The organism is Nostoc sp. DedQUE02, from assembly GCF_034531035.1.
Lineage (GTDB): Bacteria > Cyanobacteriota > Cyanobacteriia > Cyanobacteriales > Nostocaceae > Nostoc.
The window spans coordinates 37,062-54,202 of sequence record NZ_JAVRBY020000028.1 but is presented as its reverse complement, the minus strand read 5'-3'; the positions used below and the strand labels follow the sequence as shown (position 1 = coordinate 54,202).

The 17,141-nt window shown below is 38.2% G+C and carries 15 protein-coding genes; 10 read left to right on the top strand and 5 right to left on the bottom strand.

Going from position 1 to position 17,141, the window contains the following annotated elements:
* Positions 1–115: 115 nt before the first annotated feature.
* The 5 genes from RMX98_RS20690 to RMX98_RS20670 are packed head-to-tail and all read left to right on the top strand — an operon-like array spanning position 116 to position 5,353.
* The gene (locus RMX98_RS20690) at positions 116–1,063 is read left to right on the top strand and encodes a baseplate J/gp47 family protein (protein ID WP_322680228.1); all 948 of its coding nucleotides are present in this window, start codon (positions 116–118) and stop codon (positions 1,061–1,063) included.
* Entirely contained in the window at positions 1,044–2,642 is a 1,599-nt protein-coding gene (locus tag RMX98_RS20685; protein ID WP_322680229.1) for a phage tail protein, read from the top strand. Before RMX98_RS20690 ends, RMX98_RS20685 begins: the two co-directional genes overlap by 20 nt.
* 14 nt (positions 2,643–2,656) lie before the next feature.
* Positions 2,657–4,636: a hypothetical protein gene (locus RMX98_RS20680; RefSeq protein ID WP_322680230.1), complete on the top strand. Its 1,980-nt coding sequence runs from the start codon at positions 2,657–2,659 to the stop codon at positions 4,634–4,636.
* Positions 4,637–4,683: 47 nt separating this feature from the next.
* A complete protein-coding gene (locus RMX98_RS20675) occupies positions 4,684–5,112 on the top strand; it encodes a hypothetical protein (RefSeq protein WP_322680231.1) in 429 nt (142 codons plus the stop codon).
* Positions 5,113–5,119: 7 nt separating this feature from the next.
* Positions 5,120–5,353 carry a hypothetical protein gene (locus RMX98_RS20670; protein ID WP_322680232.1) on the top strand — a complete coding sequence of 78 codons (234 nt, stop codon included), beginning with the start codon at positions 5,120–5,122 and terminating at the stop codon, positions 5,351–5,353.
* Positions 5,354–6,053: 700 nt separating this feature from the next.
* Here the strand turns inward: RMX98_RS20670 and RMX98_RS20665 are convergent.
* A complete protein-coding gene (locus RMX98_RS20665) occupies positions 6,054–6,698 on the bottom strand; it encodes a hypothetical protein (RefSeq protein WP_322680233.1) in 645 nt (214 codons plus the stop codon).
* 433 nt (positions 6,699–7,131) lie between these two features.
* Between RMX98_RS20665 and RMX98_RS20660 the strand changes: the two genes are divergently transcribed.
* The 5 genes from RMX98_RS20660 to RMX98_RS20640 all read left to right on the top strand — a co-directional run bounded on the left by RMX98_RS20660 (position 7,132) and on the right by RMX98_RS20640 (position 12,004).
* A complete protein-coding gene (locus RMX98_RS20660) occupies positions 7,132–7,935 on the top strand; it encodes a peroxiredoxin-like family protein (RefSeq protein WP_322680234.1) in 804 nt (267 codons plus the stop codon).
* Between the two features lie 356 nt (positions 7,936–8,291).
* Positions 8,292–9,254, top strand: a complete 963-nt coding sequence (locus RMX98_RS20655; protein WP_322680235.1) for a hypothetical protein — start codon at positions 8,292–8,294, stop codon at positions 9,252–9,254.
* A gap of 1,009 nt (positions 9,255–10,263) precedes the next feature.
* The gene (locus RMX98_RS20650) at positions 10,264–11,082 is read left to right on the top strand and encodes a carbonic anhydrase (protein WP_322680236.1); all 819 of its coding nucleotides are present in this window, start codon (positions 10,264–10,266) and stop codon (positions 11,080–11,082) included.
* A gap of 91 nt (positions 11,083–11,173) precedes the next feature.
* Positions 11,174–11,368 carry a hypothetical protein gene (locus RMX98_RS20645; protein ID WP_322680237.1) on the top strand — a complete coding sequence of 65 codons (195 nt, stop codon included), beginning with the start codon at positions 11,174–11,176 and terminating at the stop codon, positions 11,366–11,368.
* A 354-nt stretch (positions 11,369–11,722) separates the two neighbouring features.
* A complete protein-coding gene (locus RMX98_RS20640) occupies positions 11,723–12,004 on the top strand; it encodes a hypothetical protein (protein ID WP_322680238.1) in 282 nt (93 codons plus the stop codon).
* 430 nt (positions 12,005–12,434) lie between these two features.
* Here RMX98_RS20640 and RMX98_RS20635 read toward each other — a convergent pair whose 3' ends face one another.
* The 4 genes from RMX98_RS20635 to RMX98_RS20620 form a co-directional block, all read right to left on the bottom strand.
* Positions 12,435–13,643: a NupC/NupG family nucleoside CNT transporter gene (locus RMX98_RS20635; RefSeq protein ID WP_322680239.1), complete on the bottom strand. Its 1,209-nt coding sequence runs from the start codon at positions 13,641–13,643 to the stop codon at positions 12,435–12,437.
* Positions 13,644–13,812: 169 nt separating this feature from the next.
* Positions 13,813–14,667, bottom strand: a complete 855-nt coding sequence (locus RMX98_RS20630) for a hypothetical protein (RefSeq protein ID WP_322680240.1) — start codon at positions 14,665–14,667, stop codon at positions 13,813–13,815.
* Between the two features lie 79 nt (positions 14,668–14,746).
* Positions 14,747–15,508, bottom strand: coding sequence for a hypothetical protein (locus tag RMX98_RS20625; protein ID WP_322680241.1), 762 nt, complete (start codon positions 15,506–15,508; stop codon positions 14,747–14,749).
* A 161-nt stretch (positions 15,509–15,669) separates the two neighbouring features.
* Positions 15,670–17,070, bottom strand: a complete 1,401-nt coding sequence (locus RMX98_RS20620) for an amidohydrolase (RefSeq protein ID WP_322680242.1) — start codon at positions 17,068–17,070, stop codon at positions 15,670–15,672.
* Positions 17,071–17,141: the final 71 nt, after the last annotated feature.

The following is a 17,141-nucleotide window of genomic DNA, read 5'->3' as shown; positions in this document are numbered from 1 at the left end:
CCCCTATTCTTTTTATTCCCTATTGCCTATTTGCCTATTACCTATTTGTCTATTACCTATTTCCCTATTCCCTATTGCCTATTTGCCTATTTCCTCATCCCCCACTCCTCTAATCATGACTCTACCCTTACCCAATCTCGACGATCGCAGCTATGCCAACTTACTAGAAGAGGCAATTTCTCAGATTCCGCTTGAATACCCGGAATGGACAGATCATAATCCTACAGATACGGGAATTATCCTGATTGAATTATTAGCATGGTTAACAGAAATGGTTCTCTACCGAGTTAATCAAATTCCTGATGAAAATTATGCTAGTTTTTTGAGTTTACTTAAAGGAGAAGAATGGAATTTACCCATTAATATTTCTAGCCAGGAACGACAAAACATTTTACAATCAGAAATTCAAAAGACTTTATTAGAAGTACGCAAAATTTATCGAGCCGTTACTCCAGAAGATTTTGAAAAATTGGTACTTATCGATTGGAATAAATCACAAGATGCTAATAATTTAAAAATTGCTAGGGTTAAATGTTTAGCACAACGTAATTTAGAGTCAACATCTGATAACTTTGCTAAAGGGCATATTAGTTTAGTAGTTGTTCCTGAAGATAACGAAATAACTCAAGTAAATAAATATGAACCTTTATTTAGATTTCTTGATGATCGCAGACTATTAACTACTCGCCTGCATATCTTAGAACCTGAGTATGTATCCATATCTATAGAAACAGAATTAGTGCTTCAGGATGGCGCACAAGCAGAAACAGTTAAAACACAGGCAGAAGAGGAAGTCAAGATATTTTTTGAACCCCTGCGATCGCAAAAATATTGGCAGGGAAAAGGATGGCCTTTTGGCCGGAGTGTCTATCTATCAGAATTATATAAATTATTAGATGATTTAGAAGGTGTAGATTATGTTGAAAACCTGCAAATTAAAGATAAGAATAATAACTCTAAATCGGAAATTAATTTAGCAGATAATCAGTTAGTTAAAATCAATCTAAAAGATAGCAAATTTACAATATTTGTAGAAGTTGGTAATGAACGGAAAAAAATCTGAATCGATTAGTACATATCATCAATATTTACCAGCAATTCTCCAAAAAGATGTTTTTATTGCTCAACTGTTACTGTCATTTGAAAAAATTCTCAGTGGATTAAGTGAAACTCCGATTCAAGAGCAAATTATTACAGCCAAGACTCAAAGCCCACCAGGATTAGAAGAAATTATTGATAATATTCATGTTTATTTTAATCCTCAACATACTCCAAAAGAATTTTTACCTTGGTTAGCGGGTTGGGTAGCCTTAAGTTTACGCGATGATTGGGAAGTAGAGGTAAAAAAAGCATTTATTCAACAAATTGTTCGCCTATACGGTTTGCGAGGAACAAAAGCAGGGTTAATTGAAATTTTGAGTATTTATTTAAAAAATTCAGGATTTGGAGAAAAAGTTGAAGTCTTCGATCAATTTGATAATTTTCCAAATTATTTTCAAGTTCAACTAACTCTCAAAGACCGAGATCCTGATAAGTATTGGCGACAGGCTAAAATTGCTAAAGCAATTATCGATAGAGAAAAGCCTGCACAGACATTTTATTCCCTAAAAATTCTTGTGCCAACGATGCAGCTAACTCAGCGATCGCACGTTGCTTATCCTTGCAAATTGTTTGCATCTCCAAAAAATCAAACCTTTGCCATAGAAGTCACAATTACTCCCAACAACATTAATAGTATTCCCATTAATCAATTAGCGAACCAGTTAGCTATTCAGATCCAAGGAAACTCACAATTAATTACCTCTTACTCACCAGAAGCAATTATCAATAATCAATCATTTTCAATTAAACAAAAGTTAAACTATCAGCATTTACAAGAAAACTTAGCAGGTTTCAATGTTATATTATCAAACCGAACCGATAAACAGTTCGTGGGCAATTTAATTATTAAGCTGTATTTTTCAATTAATGAAATTGAATATAACAATACCCTCCTAGAACAACCTGTAAATTTATCACCAGTCCTAAAAATTTGTTGTGAAAATGAGAAAAGAGAAATTATTGCCGGAAATACGATTTTTAAACAAGATATTCAGCCGCAACAATCGGGAATGAAGTTGACAGAATTTATATGGACTAAACCCTATAGTTTCATCCTGTTTGATCCACCGAAAATTCAAGATTTACAACCTAATATAACTGCAATTATCGAAAAATTAGAATTTGAAGCAATTGTAGAAATTACCCAACCAAATACAATCAACTCAGATTTATTAAATCAAATCACAGTTCGCCTTCAAGATGATGTTTCAGGATTTTATTTATTAACACCAGAAACTCTTAGAGAAAATAATACAATTAGAATTCAGCGTACCCTCTACTACCAAGAGTTTATGCAAACTATAGATAAATTTACAGTGACAATCAAAAACCTCAATAATCTTGATATTGCTGGTAAAGTCACTATTCAAGCTTCCTTAAATATTAATCAGCGCTTATCTACTTATAAAATACTAGAGCAAACCTTTAACCTCACAGCCGTCTCTCCCTATAATATTTTACAAATTTGCCGTAAAAACGAGGAAGGTAAAATTGTTTCTGGTAACACCATTCTAGGAACAAATAGTCAATCATTGAACTAAATTCAGGATAAAACATGGCTAAAACTACTGATTTCACTAACTTTGGTAATGAACGTCCTAACTATTTTGCAGGGCAATATCTGTTAGAAGATGACTTTGAAATTCAACATAAATATCTTAGCGATCGCCAACGCTACCATAATCAAAGTCTTCATATTTCAGGAATTATTGAAGGACTGGAAGTTACAGTTATTCAGGATGCAAAATCTGTTCAAATTAAATCTGGATCGGCTATCAATAGTAGCGGCGATTTAATTATTTTAAAAGAAAATACTACATTTTCCGATTTCAAAAATCTCACTGATGGCATACTCTACATCCAATATGCTCAAGATAGACAAGTTCAACAGCAAAAAGATGTACCAGATAGCTATACTCGTTGGATTGAAAAACCTATTTTGGGATTTGCGACTACAATTCCTGAAAATAGCGTCAAGCTAGGAAAACTGACAATAGCTCAAAATACCATTACTCTTGATACTAACATTCGAGAATATTCTGGTTTATTGTTACCAAATTCTAATAGTAAAGCTTTAACTCTTCGTTCTGGAGGAAATACCAATCCAAACTTAGCAGTTTTAACAGGTAGCTTAAAAATTGATGGGGATTTAATAGTAGCTGGGACAATCTCAGGAACAATAGATACAAAAAATATTACTTCTGGAATATTAAGCATTGACAGAATTCCTAATTTATCGACTGATAAAATAACTTCTGGAACATTAAATGTTGACAGAATTCCTAATTTATCAACTGATAAAATAACTTCTGGAACATTAAATGTTGACAGAATCCCTAATTTATCGACTGATAAAATAACTTCTGGAACATTAAATGTTGACAGAGTTCCTAATTTATCAACTGATAAAATAACTTCTGGAACACTAAATGTTGACAGAGTTCCTAATTTATCAGCAAATAAAATCACCTCTGGAACTATTGCTGGCGATTTAACTGTTAATGGTAATGTTATAGGTAAAAATTTATCCCTTGCAGCAGATAATAGTAAGCGTGGTGCATTATTTCTTGCTGCAACAGGAGACTATAACCACGTACTGTATAATAACCTGTCCAACATAGATAATGAAGGAATATGGGATGGAGCCAAATGGAATGTCTTTAACGGATTAAATATCCGAGTAGGAAGTGGTAGCTCTAAAAGTACAGCTTTGTATATAAATAATACTGGCAATGTTGCTATTGGCATCAATAATCCGGGGGACTACAAATTAAATGTGCAAGGTAATCAGTTGCTTCAAGGTAGTCTGACTATTCAGGAAGGTAAAGTTAATCTTGATGGCAGTCAACAAATTATTTTTTCAGATAATGGAACTACAAACCAACTGAAATTACAACTTTGGAGCGGATATGGTTTCGGTATTAATGGTTCTACTTTATTCTATACAGCTAACGGCAATCATTCTTGGCGAGATAATCAAAATATTGAAAGAATGTTGTTAAGCACTGCTGTAGATGGTGGGTTAACAGTCAAAGGAACAGGAAATTCTTCTTTTGCTGGAAATTTAACTGTAACTGGTTCTTTATCGGTGGGTGTATCTGTTAACAGTACAACGAATATTGACTTATCGGGTCATGTCCAACTCAAGGAATATGGACAACAGAATATTGCTTTTCTTCAAGCAAGAGACGACTCATCCAATCGAGATATTGGCTTGAGAATTAGAACGCAAACGAAAGGTAGTACACAAAGAAATCTTGTAGATGCAGTAACCATTACTCCCAGTGGAGAAGTACAGGGAAAGATATGGTATTCTGACGAATATGTATGGAAGAATGGTCAAAGTGATGTCAAGATGGGACACAGTAGTAAATGCGTCGCATTCTTAACATATATGCAAGGAAAATTTGCTGGTAGTGGCGAACAAGTTTTTACTTATATAGGAAGTGACGGATATTGGTATCTTGGTGGAAAACAGGGAAGTGGAGGTGCTGATATAGTCGCCAAAGCAAGATGTATTGGTTCTCCTAGTTAGTGCGATCGCCAAGCTTATAAAATATATTTGCAACTCAATATGACTCTATGGCTGACTTCATTCTCATCACTGGCGATCAAGCCATGTTTAACAAAACTTTTGGCCAAGCCATTGTCACCGTCCGTCCAGGCGATCTAATTGGCACAGGCAAAGATAAAATTAACCAGAAACTAGTCTGTGTAGATGGCGACGAAAAAAAAGTCATCGTCCCTGGTTGTCCTTATATAACTTCCCAATATACTACCCCTGGAGTTGGGATACTGTCTATTGAATCCCTTGCTAGCAAGCAAAAAGCCAAAAAGACTAAATCTGGTGGGAAAGCAGTACTGCTCAAAGGTGCTTCATTTAAAGCCAAATTTCAAGTCACAGTCCCCGCACAAAAACCCTCTACACCCAGTCCCATACCCGACGCTACCCCCCAATATTCCGGTACTGGCACATTTATTTCCCTGAATAGCAAAGTCAAAGGAACTTAAGTAAATAATGAAAGAACAATTAGAAAAACGTCTCACTGAACTCAAAGCCGAATTGGTATCAGGACAAAAAGTTATGGCAGATTTAGAGGTGAAACAAGCAAATCTGCGCGATACCTTACTGCGGATTAGTGGTGCAATTCAAATTCTGGAAGAACTCACATCTTCTACTAAGCAAAATGAATATCAAAATAATAATTACGTACAAGAGGAATCAAACGTTCAATATCAATTAAAAGATTAGACCTCTTGCATAAGTTCTTTTTGCAAGAGGTGGGAAAAGGTTATGGTTCGGCAAGCTCACCAACCAGGGGAAAGGGAAAATAACAAACCTTTCCCCCTTTTCCCGACTTCTGCAAGAAGTCTATTGATATAATGTCCGCTTGATTACTTGACTTTATATTTAATTATTAACTCGGTATTTAACACCAGGTTTTTTTGCTGTGGAGCGCTCTCAGCAAGCATTTATACCATTTCTTTGTGAGGCTACGCCAAATTCTCTTGGCTTCCTTCTTTCTTTGTGTCCTTTGCGCCCTTTGCGGTTCGTTCTTTATATAGTTTGGAGTTTGGCGCATCTTCATACAGAATTGGTATTACCGCCAAGATTACGGCTACTGCTTTCCTCATGCGATCGCTTGACTTAAATTGTGACTGTAAAAGTCAATTTGACTACTTGTACCAGACTACGTGTTCAAGAGCGAAAATTTATTCAAGACTTAAATATAACTTCGATATTAATATTAGTAATAAAGGCTCCGTAATCTCATGAACCTTTATTACTTAATATTATTGACGATACCCTAGTTATATCGCAATACGCTTGGGTTAAGCAAAGCGCAACCCAACAAAGCCCCAGAAATGTTGAGTTTCGTTTCTCAATCCAACCTACACAGTTCAAGCTTTTTGGCACTAATCCAAGCGTATTGAGTTAGATCGTTAATAAATTAAACTAGAGAGTAACCTTTAGCTTTTAACCAGTTCCAAAATTTAGTACCATCTAAAACCACAGTATCGAATTTCTTCTGCCCTGAATTTCTACAGTTGGGCATAAAAACATTGTAATGAGTGCTAGGATAACGCCCAACTAAACATCCCGCAGACCACCCACCGACACTAATAGGGGCATCTCCTTCTGCATTGTTTGCTGTTGTGTGCTGGTTAACACCGAATAAACCAGTATATAATTTATCTCCTGTCCTCTTAAAATCTTTATTATAATCTCTAAAGCCAGATATCTCATCACATTGAACTAAAGCTTCTTGATTAGAGTGCGCTGTAATATGTTTACCTATTTCCCAGCATTCTTTAAAGAGTGTATCTAGCTGAATCCTAAAAGCACCAGCAGACATAACTGGGTTTTCTACCATTCTTACACCTGGTTCAGTAGTAGCGGTAGCACTCATCACTATTTTATCTTCAGCCGGAACCCAAAGGACTCTAACATCATTCCAAGCATCAGGTTTATCAGTTTTAGCTTCCCAAGTATCTGCATCAGCGTCTTCAATATAAGTTATTGTGTAAGGCTGGGTACGCCAACCATTCTCAGAGTAGTATTCTTTTAAAGCAGATGCCTTAGTTATAGATTTCATATTTTTACCCTTAATGTACTATCACTAAACTCTACAACTGCTAATTAGGGTATTTCGGAATTCCTTAACGCATACTAGTAGTCTGCCAAGCCAAAATTGTTAAGTGAGGGCGCAGGAATTGGGTAAAGGTTAAAGGGTAAAGGAATAACATTTTTTCCCTTTCCCCCTGCCCCTTTACCCCGCCAATTTTCCTTGGCGAACTACTAGACATTTTGCTGCTGGGCTAAAAACTCGGTTTCGGCTGTAGAAGTCAAAGCAGATAATCAGGGCGATCGCGCAGCGTCTCGCAGAGAAGGTTCCACCGCGCCTCCCCCCACCCAGTGGAGTGATGGTTGAGTAGAACGAGTAGCAAAATTTTAAAACATAAAAATCAACGTGAATTTTAATCAATTGGACTAAAATGGAATAGCTAAATAGCGGTTAATTTATTGTAATGAATCCCTACACTATCTTTAGTCAGACCGAACTTCAGCGTGTTAGTGATGGCATGACCCGACCCCTACTAGAAAATTGTGAGACTGCCTCATATATCCTGATTTTAGTCTGGCCACAACTTGGGGATTTTGATAGTCTTGAATATGCGTGGTGGTTACAGCGTGAAGCTAAAAAATTGCCTCCTGAAAAACTCGCTATTCGTGCAGTGGGAATTGGCGATCGCGCCTCTGGAAAAAGATTTTGTGAATATACAGGATTTCCACCCGACAATTTATTTGTTGAACCTAATGGAGAACTACATCACCAACTCAAACTTTATTCAGGTCTGAATCTGACTCTGGCTGGACTTTCCCCTGCCCAGAAAGCTTGGCTAAATCTACTGTTAATGTGTGCAGGGTTTGGAAGTCCTGGAACGCTAAGAGAAGTTTTTCGGGGATATAGGGGAGATCGTCAAGCCCCTCAACTGATTGAAGATGATGAAATTATTCAAGGTACTCCTCTACCTACTTTTCAAGGCTCGTTTTTCAAATTAGCTGGCGGAAATGGGTTTCAACGTCCCTTTGAATTAGCTACTCTACGGCTACGGAATATGGTGGAAATTCTGAGCAATTGGCATACTTATGTACCTAATTCTGCCTACTTAACTCAGCGTGGTGGAACTTTTTTGTTTGATAGCAAAGGACAATTACTTTACGAACATCGAGATCCAGGAATTTTGGGCTTTGCTGCTAATATGAGTCAGCCCCTATCATTTTTATCCTTTCTCGAAACAGATAGCTTTACCTCAATTCCTAATTCCTAATTCCTAATTCCTAATTGCTATAGAACTCATATTTGATTTCTGAAAAAATTCAGTACAACTCAAAGAGGCTTGTTGCCTATTGCCTCTTCCCTCTTCCCTATTCCCTGTCTCGTCAACAGTGCTGACGCTGGTGATAACCATCAAGAGATAGAAGAGTGAAATTTCCGCAGTGGGCGATCGCTTGCGTAGATGTGGATAAGTGCTGGTTGAGTAACGAGGTAGTGATTACACCATCTGTAAATATATTTTATTACTAAAGATAGTTTTGAACTGAACAAATTTGTATTTAATATTACAGATGCTGGAGAATTAACTTTGTCAGTGATTAATCTTTCCCATGCTACCAAGGAGTAATAATGGTTTTAAGTCAATATCAACGTGCTGTAGGCGTATTTACTCATCGGATAGATGCAGAGCGGGCAATACATGAGTTGAGAGATGCTGGCTTGGGGATGGAAAAAGTATCTGTACTTGTACAAAATTCAGATCGCAACCATGACATTGGCGATAATCAAGTTCAAGAGGGTGCTGATGATAAAACTGACGAAGGTGCAACAGTAGGAGGGCTTTCTGGGGGCGCTGTTGGCGGTTTGACTGGTTTATTGGTAGGTCTTGGAACTTTAGCAATCCCTGGAGTTGGGCCAATAATGCTGGCCGGAGCAGCTGCAACTGCTTTGGTTACAACCCTTGTCGGAGCTAGTATTGGTGCTGCAACTGGGACTTTTGCTGGTGCATTAGTTGGTTGGGGAATGTCGTCAGAGCAAGCTAGAGCATATAACGAGCGAGTAGAGGATGGACACTATTTAATAATCGTCGATTGTACGTCTCTAGAAATTGCTAAAGTAGAAGCAATACTACGCCGTTGGGGTATTGAAGAGTTCGGCATTTACGAGTATCTTGGCGGTGAAGATGGAACTACAAATTATTTGACTACGACGACTTCTGCTAGTGCCATTCCTAATAAAAGCGGAATGATGACCAAGTATGCTATTAGTTACTTTAATCATATAGAAAATACTGAAGCGGCAATTAACGAGATGCGTGTCGCAGGTTTTCCAGTAAGCCAGATTTCCTTAATTAGCAAAGGCTTTCCTCAACTGATTGACTCAACAGGTGTTACTTTAAGCGATCGCTTTGACGGGATGAGGCTAGGAATAGCAGATGACTGGGTACGCTTTTACAATGAGCAAATTGAGCAAGGTAATTACATATTGATTGTTAGTGGCACAGACAATGAACTTGAGCACGCTAGCTTGATTTTAGGCAAGTATGGTGTTCAAGAGTGCCAAATTTATGACCCGATGTTAATTCGTTCTTAAAAGCGGATGCTGGCATTAATGTCGCAAACATTTTTGATTAAATATTATTTCTTTGAGCGAGCTAATTTCTCGGTGAGAGTTTATTATTTATTAATAATAATGTACAAACTAGTGCGCCAAGCATATAAACCATAGACGTGTCAGAATCTTTGAAAATTAGAAGATAAAACATAGACAACACTACAAAAACAAGCACCGCTATTTTAAACATAAAATCTAACAATTTTAACCATAACTACCAGGGCAAGTGTATCAAAAGTATAGTTCCCGCTTTTGGTTGTTGATTATTACAGAAAACTATTTATGTTACTAGTAAAATTTGGTACATTACTATAGGGAGATTCTTAGATCACTCTTATTAATATATTTCTCAGGTGATTACTTACCTGATTGCGACTATGACAGTTTTTCTAGTGGTACTAACTAATCTAGACAAATGTACTTTTACCAAGTATTTTTACAAAAAAATATTTTATAAGCCTGAGTCAATTTTACTAACCAAAATTTTTTAGTCTCCTACCTCTTTGTGTAGTATTCTCATTGTTGTAATCGGTGCTAAACTCTTGTACCTTGATAAAGGTATTGATTAATAGTTACGAGAATAAATTTCACCCTTTGATTAAGGCGATAGTGCAATGGCAAAAGCTTATCAATGAAGCCAATCTGTTTATATAATATATATATAATACCCGTAGTACTTCCTTAATTTGAGAACTCAAATTTTATCGAAACAGAATTCAAGACTTAGGAGCAGAGACAGAGACGCTCCGCCGAGGCGTCAGCATACAAAAAGGGTATTCTGTACGATTGGCGGATAAATAACTGGGTTTAAGGCCCCCACCAAATTGAAAATTTGGTGGTGCAACAATTCAGTGACGGGTTTGAATCCCCGACTGATAGCGCCGGCGGCAAGCGAGTCTGCGTTCGCGCTAGCGTCTCGTAGAGAGCGTCTTGATTTTGACTTCTTCAAGAAAACTTCCAAGTATTACTTATTGACTTAGGTACTCCTATGAAAAGATTGATTAAAGGTTTGCGCGAATTTAAAAGTAGTTATTTTTCCGCTCATGAAGAACTGTTTGAACAACTTTCTCATGGTCAAAAGCCTAGAGTACTATTTATTACCTGTTCAGATTCGCGTATCGATCCCAACCTGATTACACAAGCCGGGTTAGGCGAATTGTTTGTTATCCGCAATGCAGGCAACATTATTCCACCATTTGGTGCGACTAATGGCGGTGAAGGGGCAACAATTGAATATGCTATTCAAGCATTAGATATTCAGCAAATTATTGTCTGTGGTCACTCCCATTGTGGTGCTATGAAAGGGTTAATGAAGTTAGACAGTTTGCGGGTAGAAATGCCGCTTGTACATGACTGGCTCAAGTATACAGAGGCAACCCGACGACTGGTGAAAGACAATTATAGCCAATACGAAGGCGAAGAACTCTTAGAAATAATTATTGCTGAGAATGTACTCACCCAAATAGAAAATTTACGAACTTATCCGGTGATCCGCTCTAAGCTCCACCAAGGGCAACTTAATATTTATGCTTGGATTTATCAAATCGAGACAGGAGAAATTTTGGCATACGATCCAGGAAAACACGCCTATGTCTTGCCTCAAAATCAGTTTCTCTCATCGGAGATAGATGAGACATTACTTAACCCACCTTTAGCTAACAATGTGGAAATACATTTCACTAAAACTCAACAACGACCGTCTCAATCGTCTGAGGATCTTCCTATTTCTACACATGAATGGTTTCCGATGACAGTGCTTTCTCCAGAGCAAATGGAGCGAATTTATCGAGGCTCGGCAACAAAGTAAAAATGAATTGTATGGATATGCTGTAGGCTTCAGATGGCGAAGTTTCTACAGTGGAAGGTTACGATTCTGGACGGTATGCTGCTTGATTGGAATGGTTAGCGATGCCGGAGGCAACCCTTTCAGGGAACGTTCTCAACTGCTAGCCTATTCCAGCACCTCCTCAACTCCCAACGCCACGTGGTCTCTACCAATATTTGCCGTTAGTAAATTGAATGAATTCTTCCCCAAAGGCAATAAAACACATCAGCAACCACAGCCAGCCGACACATTAAAGTTGAGTGCGTAGACGCGTAGCCGGCTTGTCGCAGATATCACAATGGGATGATATTGTTCAATGGGTAGAAGATAGAGAAAATGGCTAAAGTCATGGTTATGTTCATGACTTTTTTCATCTGTCCCTGTGTAAGAAATTTATATAATAGTCGTATCTAATAAGCTGATATTGAAATTTGAAAACCAAAGTGCTAGACCTTAGCAGAAGCTAATCCCTAATCATCATAATACCTTTTATATATGTAATTAGACTTACAAAGCTAATTTACAAGTATTTCTGAAGATTTCTGGAATCAGCATTATGCCTTGTGTAGTCAAATTCAGATTCAAACATCACTTGATACTTTTATTAGATCAAGAGGGACTCATGATTGATCGGGCTATAGACATAATCTTCGTAGATTCCTTTGCCTTTGTAATTAATGCCACATTTGGTACACTACTTCATATTAAAATATGTAATTACTCGTGGGAAGGAAAAACATCTTTAGATTCAGAACCAGAAGAGGTTAGCTCTAATTCGTCCATTTCAACATCTTCAAAAGAAAACATAGATTTAAGCACTCCTGCCCTCAGCAAATATTCCAAAGTAAATGCAAAAATGAAGACAGAAGCTTTAAGTAAAAAGACAATCTCTGAAAATGTATAACTTTTTTGAGTGGCACGCTTGATAAGCGAAAACTCCTGAGATTACTTGATGAAAGGGTGTAGGGTATTGGGTGTGGGATGAAGCCCTATACCCTACCTCCAACTAATAACCAGCAGGAGGTTTCACATAAGTCTTCGTGCCATTGATGATTTTTTCCAAAGCTTAATTCTCAATAGCTAAAAGTTAATGAAAATATAAGAGAGGAGAATAAAAATCAGGGCTTATATCGTGTCCGGTTAAAGACTTATCATTAAGACCGCAATTATTGTTGGAAGCAGGGGAAAAGAGTGTTTTCCGATTTTTGCATAGATGTGGTAACTGTAACTAATTAGCCGGACATGATATTAGGAAACTTTTAGAAAAACACGAATTTATATAGCGTGAAAAGTCAGGGGAAAACAGCTATTTTGTTTGAAAGTGAGTCCGCAGTTCAAATCAACATCCCAGCAATACAAGCGGTGATAAAACCCGCTAACAAACCGCCAATCATTGACTTTACACCCATGCGAGCTAAATCATGCTGGCGATTTGGTGCTATCCCCGTAATGCCGCCAATGGTAATGCCAATTGAACCTAGATTTGCAAAATTACATAATGCGTAAGTCGAAATAATTACTGCGCGTTGGGAAATTTTACCGCTTTCAATTAGTGCTTTCAAATCTAAAAAAGCAATAAACTCGTTAAGAATTGTCTTTGTACCCAATAAAGCCCCAACTTGCCGACAATCAGCCCAAGGTACGCCCATCAGCCACGCCACGGGAGCCATAATAAAAGATAAAATCCACTGCAATGAAAGTTGTTCTAAGCCGACAAATGCCCCCAACCAAGCCAGCAGGGCATTCAGGGCAGCCAATAATCCTAAAAAAGCGATAATTATCACCCCAACATTAACTGCTAGCTTCACGCCGTCAATTGCTCCGCTAGTAGCAGCATCAATCACATTTACATAATTGGTTTCTACGTGTGCTTTTGCCTTACCAACCGTCTCTGATACTTCTGTTTCTGGGTAAAGTAATTTTGATACCACCAACGATGTGGGAGCAGTCATAAAGAAAGCAGCAATCAGGTGTTCTGTTGGTAGCCCAAAGGAAAGATATGCTCCTAGTACTCCACCAGCAATTGTGGCAAAACCACCTGTCATTACGGCATGGAGTTCCGATTGCGTCATATTCGCTATATAAGGTTTAACTATCAGCGCCGATTCTGTTGGCCCCAAAAAGATGTTACCTGCACAAGATAAGGATTCAGAACCTGATGTTTTCATCGTCTTCATCATTACCCATGCCATCACATTTACGACTCGCTGTAAAATGCCGTAGTAATACAAGACGCTGATAAAGGCAGAGAAAAAGATGATTGTCGGCAGCACTTGAAAGGCAAAGAAATGATCCTTAAAATTTTCTCCAAAGACAAATTTGGCACCAACATCAGAAAATGCTAGAAATTGGCTGACAATATCTCCCAGAGATTTAAACACATTCAAACCCCAAGGAGTTTTAAGAATTACTAACGCAAACACAAACTCCAATGCCAAACCCCATGCCACTATTCGCCAACGCACCGCATGACGATTAACAGAGAAGGCATAGGATATACCGATAAAAACTAAAATTCCCAACGCAGAAATGACGCGTTCCATGTTTACTCCCGGAAATGTATCGCTAAGGCACTTAGTCACAGAGCATACACAAAAATCCGCCTTTTTTATTGCTTTTTAGGCAATTACTAGAGTATTGATGGTGTAAATAATAATTTAGCGATCGCACGTCAAATTATGGGATAATTCCATAATTGAGCTAGTTTTGACCTCAATCTTCCTGGCGCGAGTAGCCAAAGCTGAGATGGCTGCCAATGAGTGTGTAGAAGTCATTGGGGGCATGTGCAGCACCTCCTGCACAACCCGGAACCTTGCACTTATCGCTAACAGTTTGGGCAACTTTGTAAAGCTTGGTGGTGTGCGCTGTCATGTCCCATCCTTCGCCACCATAGCTTGTGGTTTTTTCAATCTTATGCAAAACGACCACTTCCAGCTGCCAACCATTGATTTTGCACTCGCCCAAGCGATAAATTTTAGACAATGCTGGATCTGATAGAGCCAGACATAACTCTTTTTCTATTTGTACAAAGTCAGGCTTTTGTGGCTGCATCTGCAAGTAAGCAAGCAATTCTCTGGCTGATGTGCCACTTCTAAAAAACACCAATGCGTAACCGTCTCCCCCAGCAACCACTCTCCAATCAACTAAAGTGAGTTCTGGTGACTGTGCCAGCGCCATAATTAGTGAGGTGTCAGTTTGGTTGTCTGTGCCAGTTATCCCACCATAACCAGACTCAATGCCAAAATTGCGATCGCAAACACCAATAATTTGCCAAGTATAGTGTGCGACAGTAACTATAGGCTCATCTCTTTGTATTCCCGACATGACTTCAGCATAGTTGCTCTGGTCAACATACAAATCGTAAGAACCTTGATAATTGGCGTCTCCACATGGCGCATTGATTAATTTGCCAACAAAATGGCAGTGTTCAAAGCCAGATAGTGGATGCTGGCGTACCAAAGCAGCAAGGCGTTCAGCATCAGACGGAGCAAAAGTAGCATTGAAATAGTAATGAGGGCCTTGTCTGCACTCATTGATTTCCCAGAACCAATCCTGAAATGTACTCACTATATTAAAGATACACACAACGACATAACGACTAAGATAATTGGTGGTAGATAAGATTGAAAAGAACTCTATAGATGACCTACTCAACTTTTGGAGTTTCCTGAGCATTTGTCATTTCTTGCTGGCTCCTAAACTGTAGCGCTTCACGAGTTGCCAAAAACTGTTCACCTAAATCTGTAACATGAAAATATTTAGTCAAATCGATTGATTTTTGACCATAATTACTCGCTTGAACGACATCACTGATATAACCAGAGTTCGTTTTAATTAATTTAAAATCTCGTAACCGCCTTAACTCATCACCTACATTGTTTGATACATAAAAGTCATAACTTGTCTTTGCTTTAGAGTGTTTATAGAGTTGATCGATCTTCTCATAATCCTTCTTGGCAATCAAAAAACCAAACATAAAAGCTTGTGTTTGTTCTAAATTTTTTTGCTGTTTTTCTAGTTGTTCTAGCTGTTGTGCTTGTAGCTCATCTATTTGTCTTTTCTGTTTATCGACCTCTTGCTTCTGTTTATTGACCTCTTGCTTTAGTTCCTTAAATTTAGCTGTAAAGCCGCCATCCTTAGAAATAGCAAAATCCTCTATTCTATTGAGCAAACCAGAGTTAAACAATAAAACAATAGCAATGATTATAATGTCAGGAGTTTCTATCTTTCTTGGTTGTTGTCCTTCTTTGAGAAATATTGGGCTAATTAGGCTAAAAATCAAATAGCCTACTGCTAAAAATGAAACAATTTCAATCCACCAATTTTTGTGATTTTTATCTTCTTCCTTGCTAGAATCGCTTTCTAATAATTGCTGACCTATTTGATTATGATTGTTTTTTTCACTCATAAGTTGCGATAGGATTTCATATCTAAAAACTCATCATTCAAGCTCTAGTGTAATGTTAGAGACTATAGTCGTCAACATTTCTAAGTATATTTCTCCATTTTCTAACCGAAATTAAACACCAAAGCACGAATTTTTGCCGCAGTTCTGTATTTATTAGTCTTTCACAACCCCATAACCGTGCGATAATGAGCCTCAATTTGCGCGACGGTTTCAGACTTGCGTTTTGTCTCCCATTGACTGCGGTTAAATAATTCTTGTCGCAATTCATCAACATTAATTGTAGTAACTTTCCCATCAGCAACAATTTGCTTACCATTTACCCAAGCACTATCAACAACATTGGTGGGACGGCCTAAGACTAATAAGCCAATGGGGTCTGTACGCGGTAGTAACGATAAATTGGTGAGGTCATAAAGTACCAAATCTGCTTGTTTGCCCACAGTTAAGGAACCAAGTTTGTCTGCTATATTCAACCCCTTTGCACCTCCCAATGATGCCATTTCTACTGCTTGTCTGGGTGTAATCCAGTGTTGATAATCTGAGTCTGTAACATTATGTAAAATAGAACCTATTTTAATAGCTTCTAACAAGTCTTGAGAGTCATTACTTGAAGCACCATCGCAACCAAAAGTTACATTTACTCCAGCTTGGCGATATTTTAAAATTGGGGCGATGCCACTGCCTAAACGTAAATTACTTAAGGGATTGTGAACAACTGTAGATTGAGTTTCGGCGAGGATGGCGATATCAGTATCATTTAACCAGACGCAATGAGCTAGTGAAGTTTTATTGCTCAAAAACCCGATTCTTTTCAAATGTTCCACAGCAGTACAACCGTACTTTTCTTCGGCGAGTTTTTCCTGTGCCCTGGTTTCGAGTAAATGGGAGTGACGACAAAGATTGTAGCGATCGCTTAACTCAGTACACCCCTGAAATAAAGCATCAGTACACAATTGAATCCCTGTTGGTGCAACTAATATATTTACACCTTCATCTGGGCGATGAAACTGTCGCACCGCTTCTTCGATAATTTCCAATGTTGCCGCAGTTGAGCGAAAATAAGGCTCATGAGTTTGGGCTGATTCCCCGGATGGGATGCCTGCGGTGAGGGACTCATCTTGAATTAAGGGGGCAATAAAGGCACGAATTCCCACTTCTGTGTAAGCGCGAGTTGCAGTGGCGATCGTTTCTAACTCAAGTCCGGGAATTAAGACTAAGTGATCTACTACACTTGTACCACCGGAAAGTAGAGTTTCCACCGCAGTACCCAAAGCACTGAGATAAACCTGTTCGGGATCGAGAGGGGCAAAATCATACAGTTCCGCCAACCATAATTCTAAAGGAAACATTGACATGATTCCTCGCTGCCACATCTCTGATGAGTGAGTGTGGGCGTTGAAAAAGCCGGGTAGCAGCAGCTTATTTTTGCCATCTATGGCAGTGCCAATTACTTGTAGATTTAGGGCAATGGCTGCAATCGCACCATCTACAATCTGTACATCTACCGTTGCATAATCATCACCGACGGCAATCAAAACATTCTGGATAGTGAAATTTGCCATATTTAACCTTGATTAAGTAATTGTATTTTCAACTAAATTTCAAGTTACAAAATAGAAAATGGTGTTGGGTA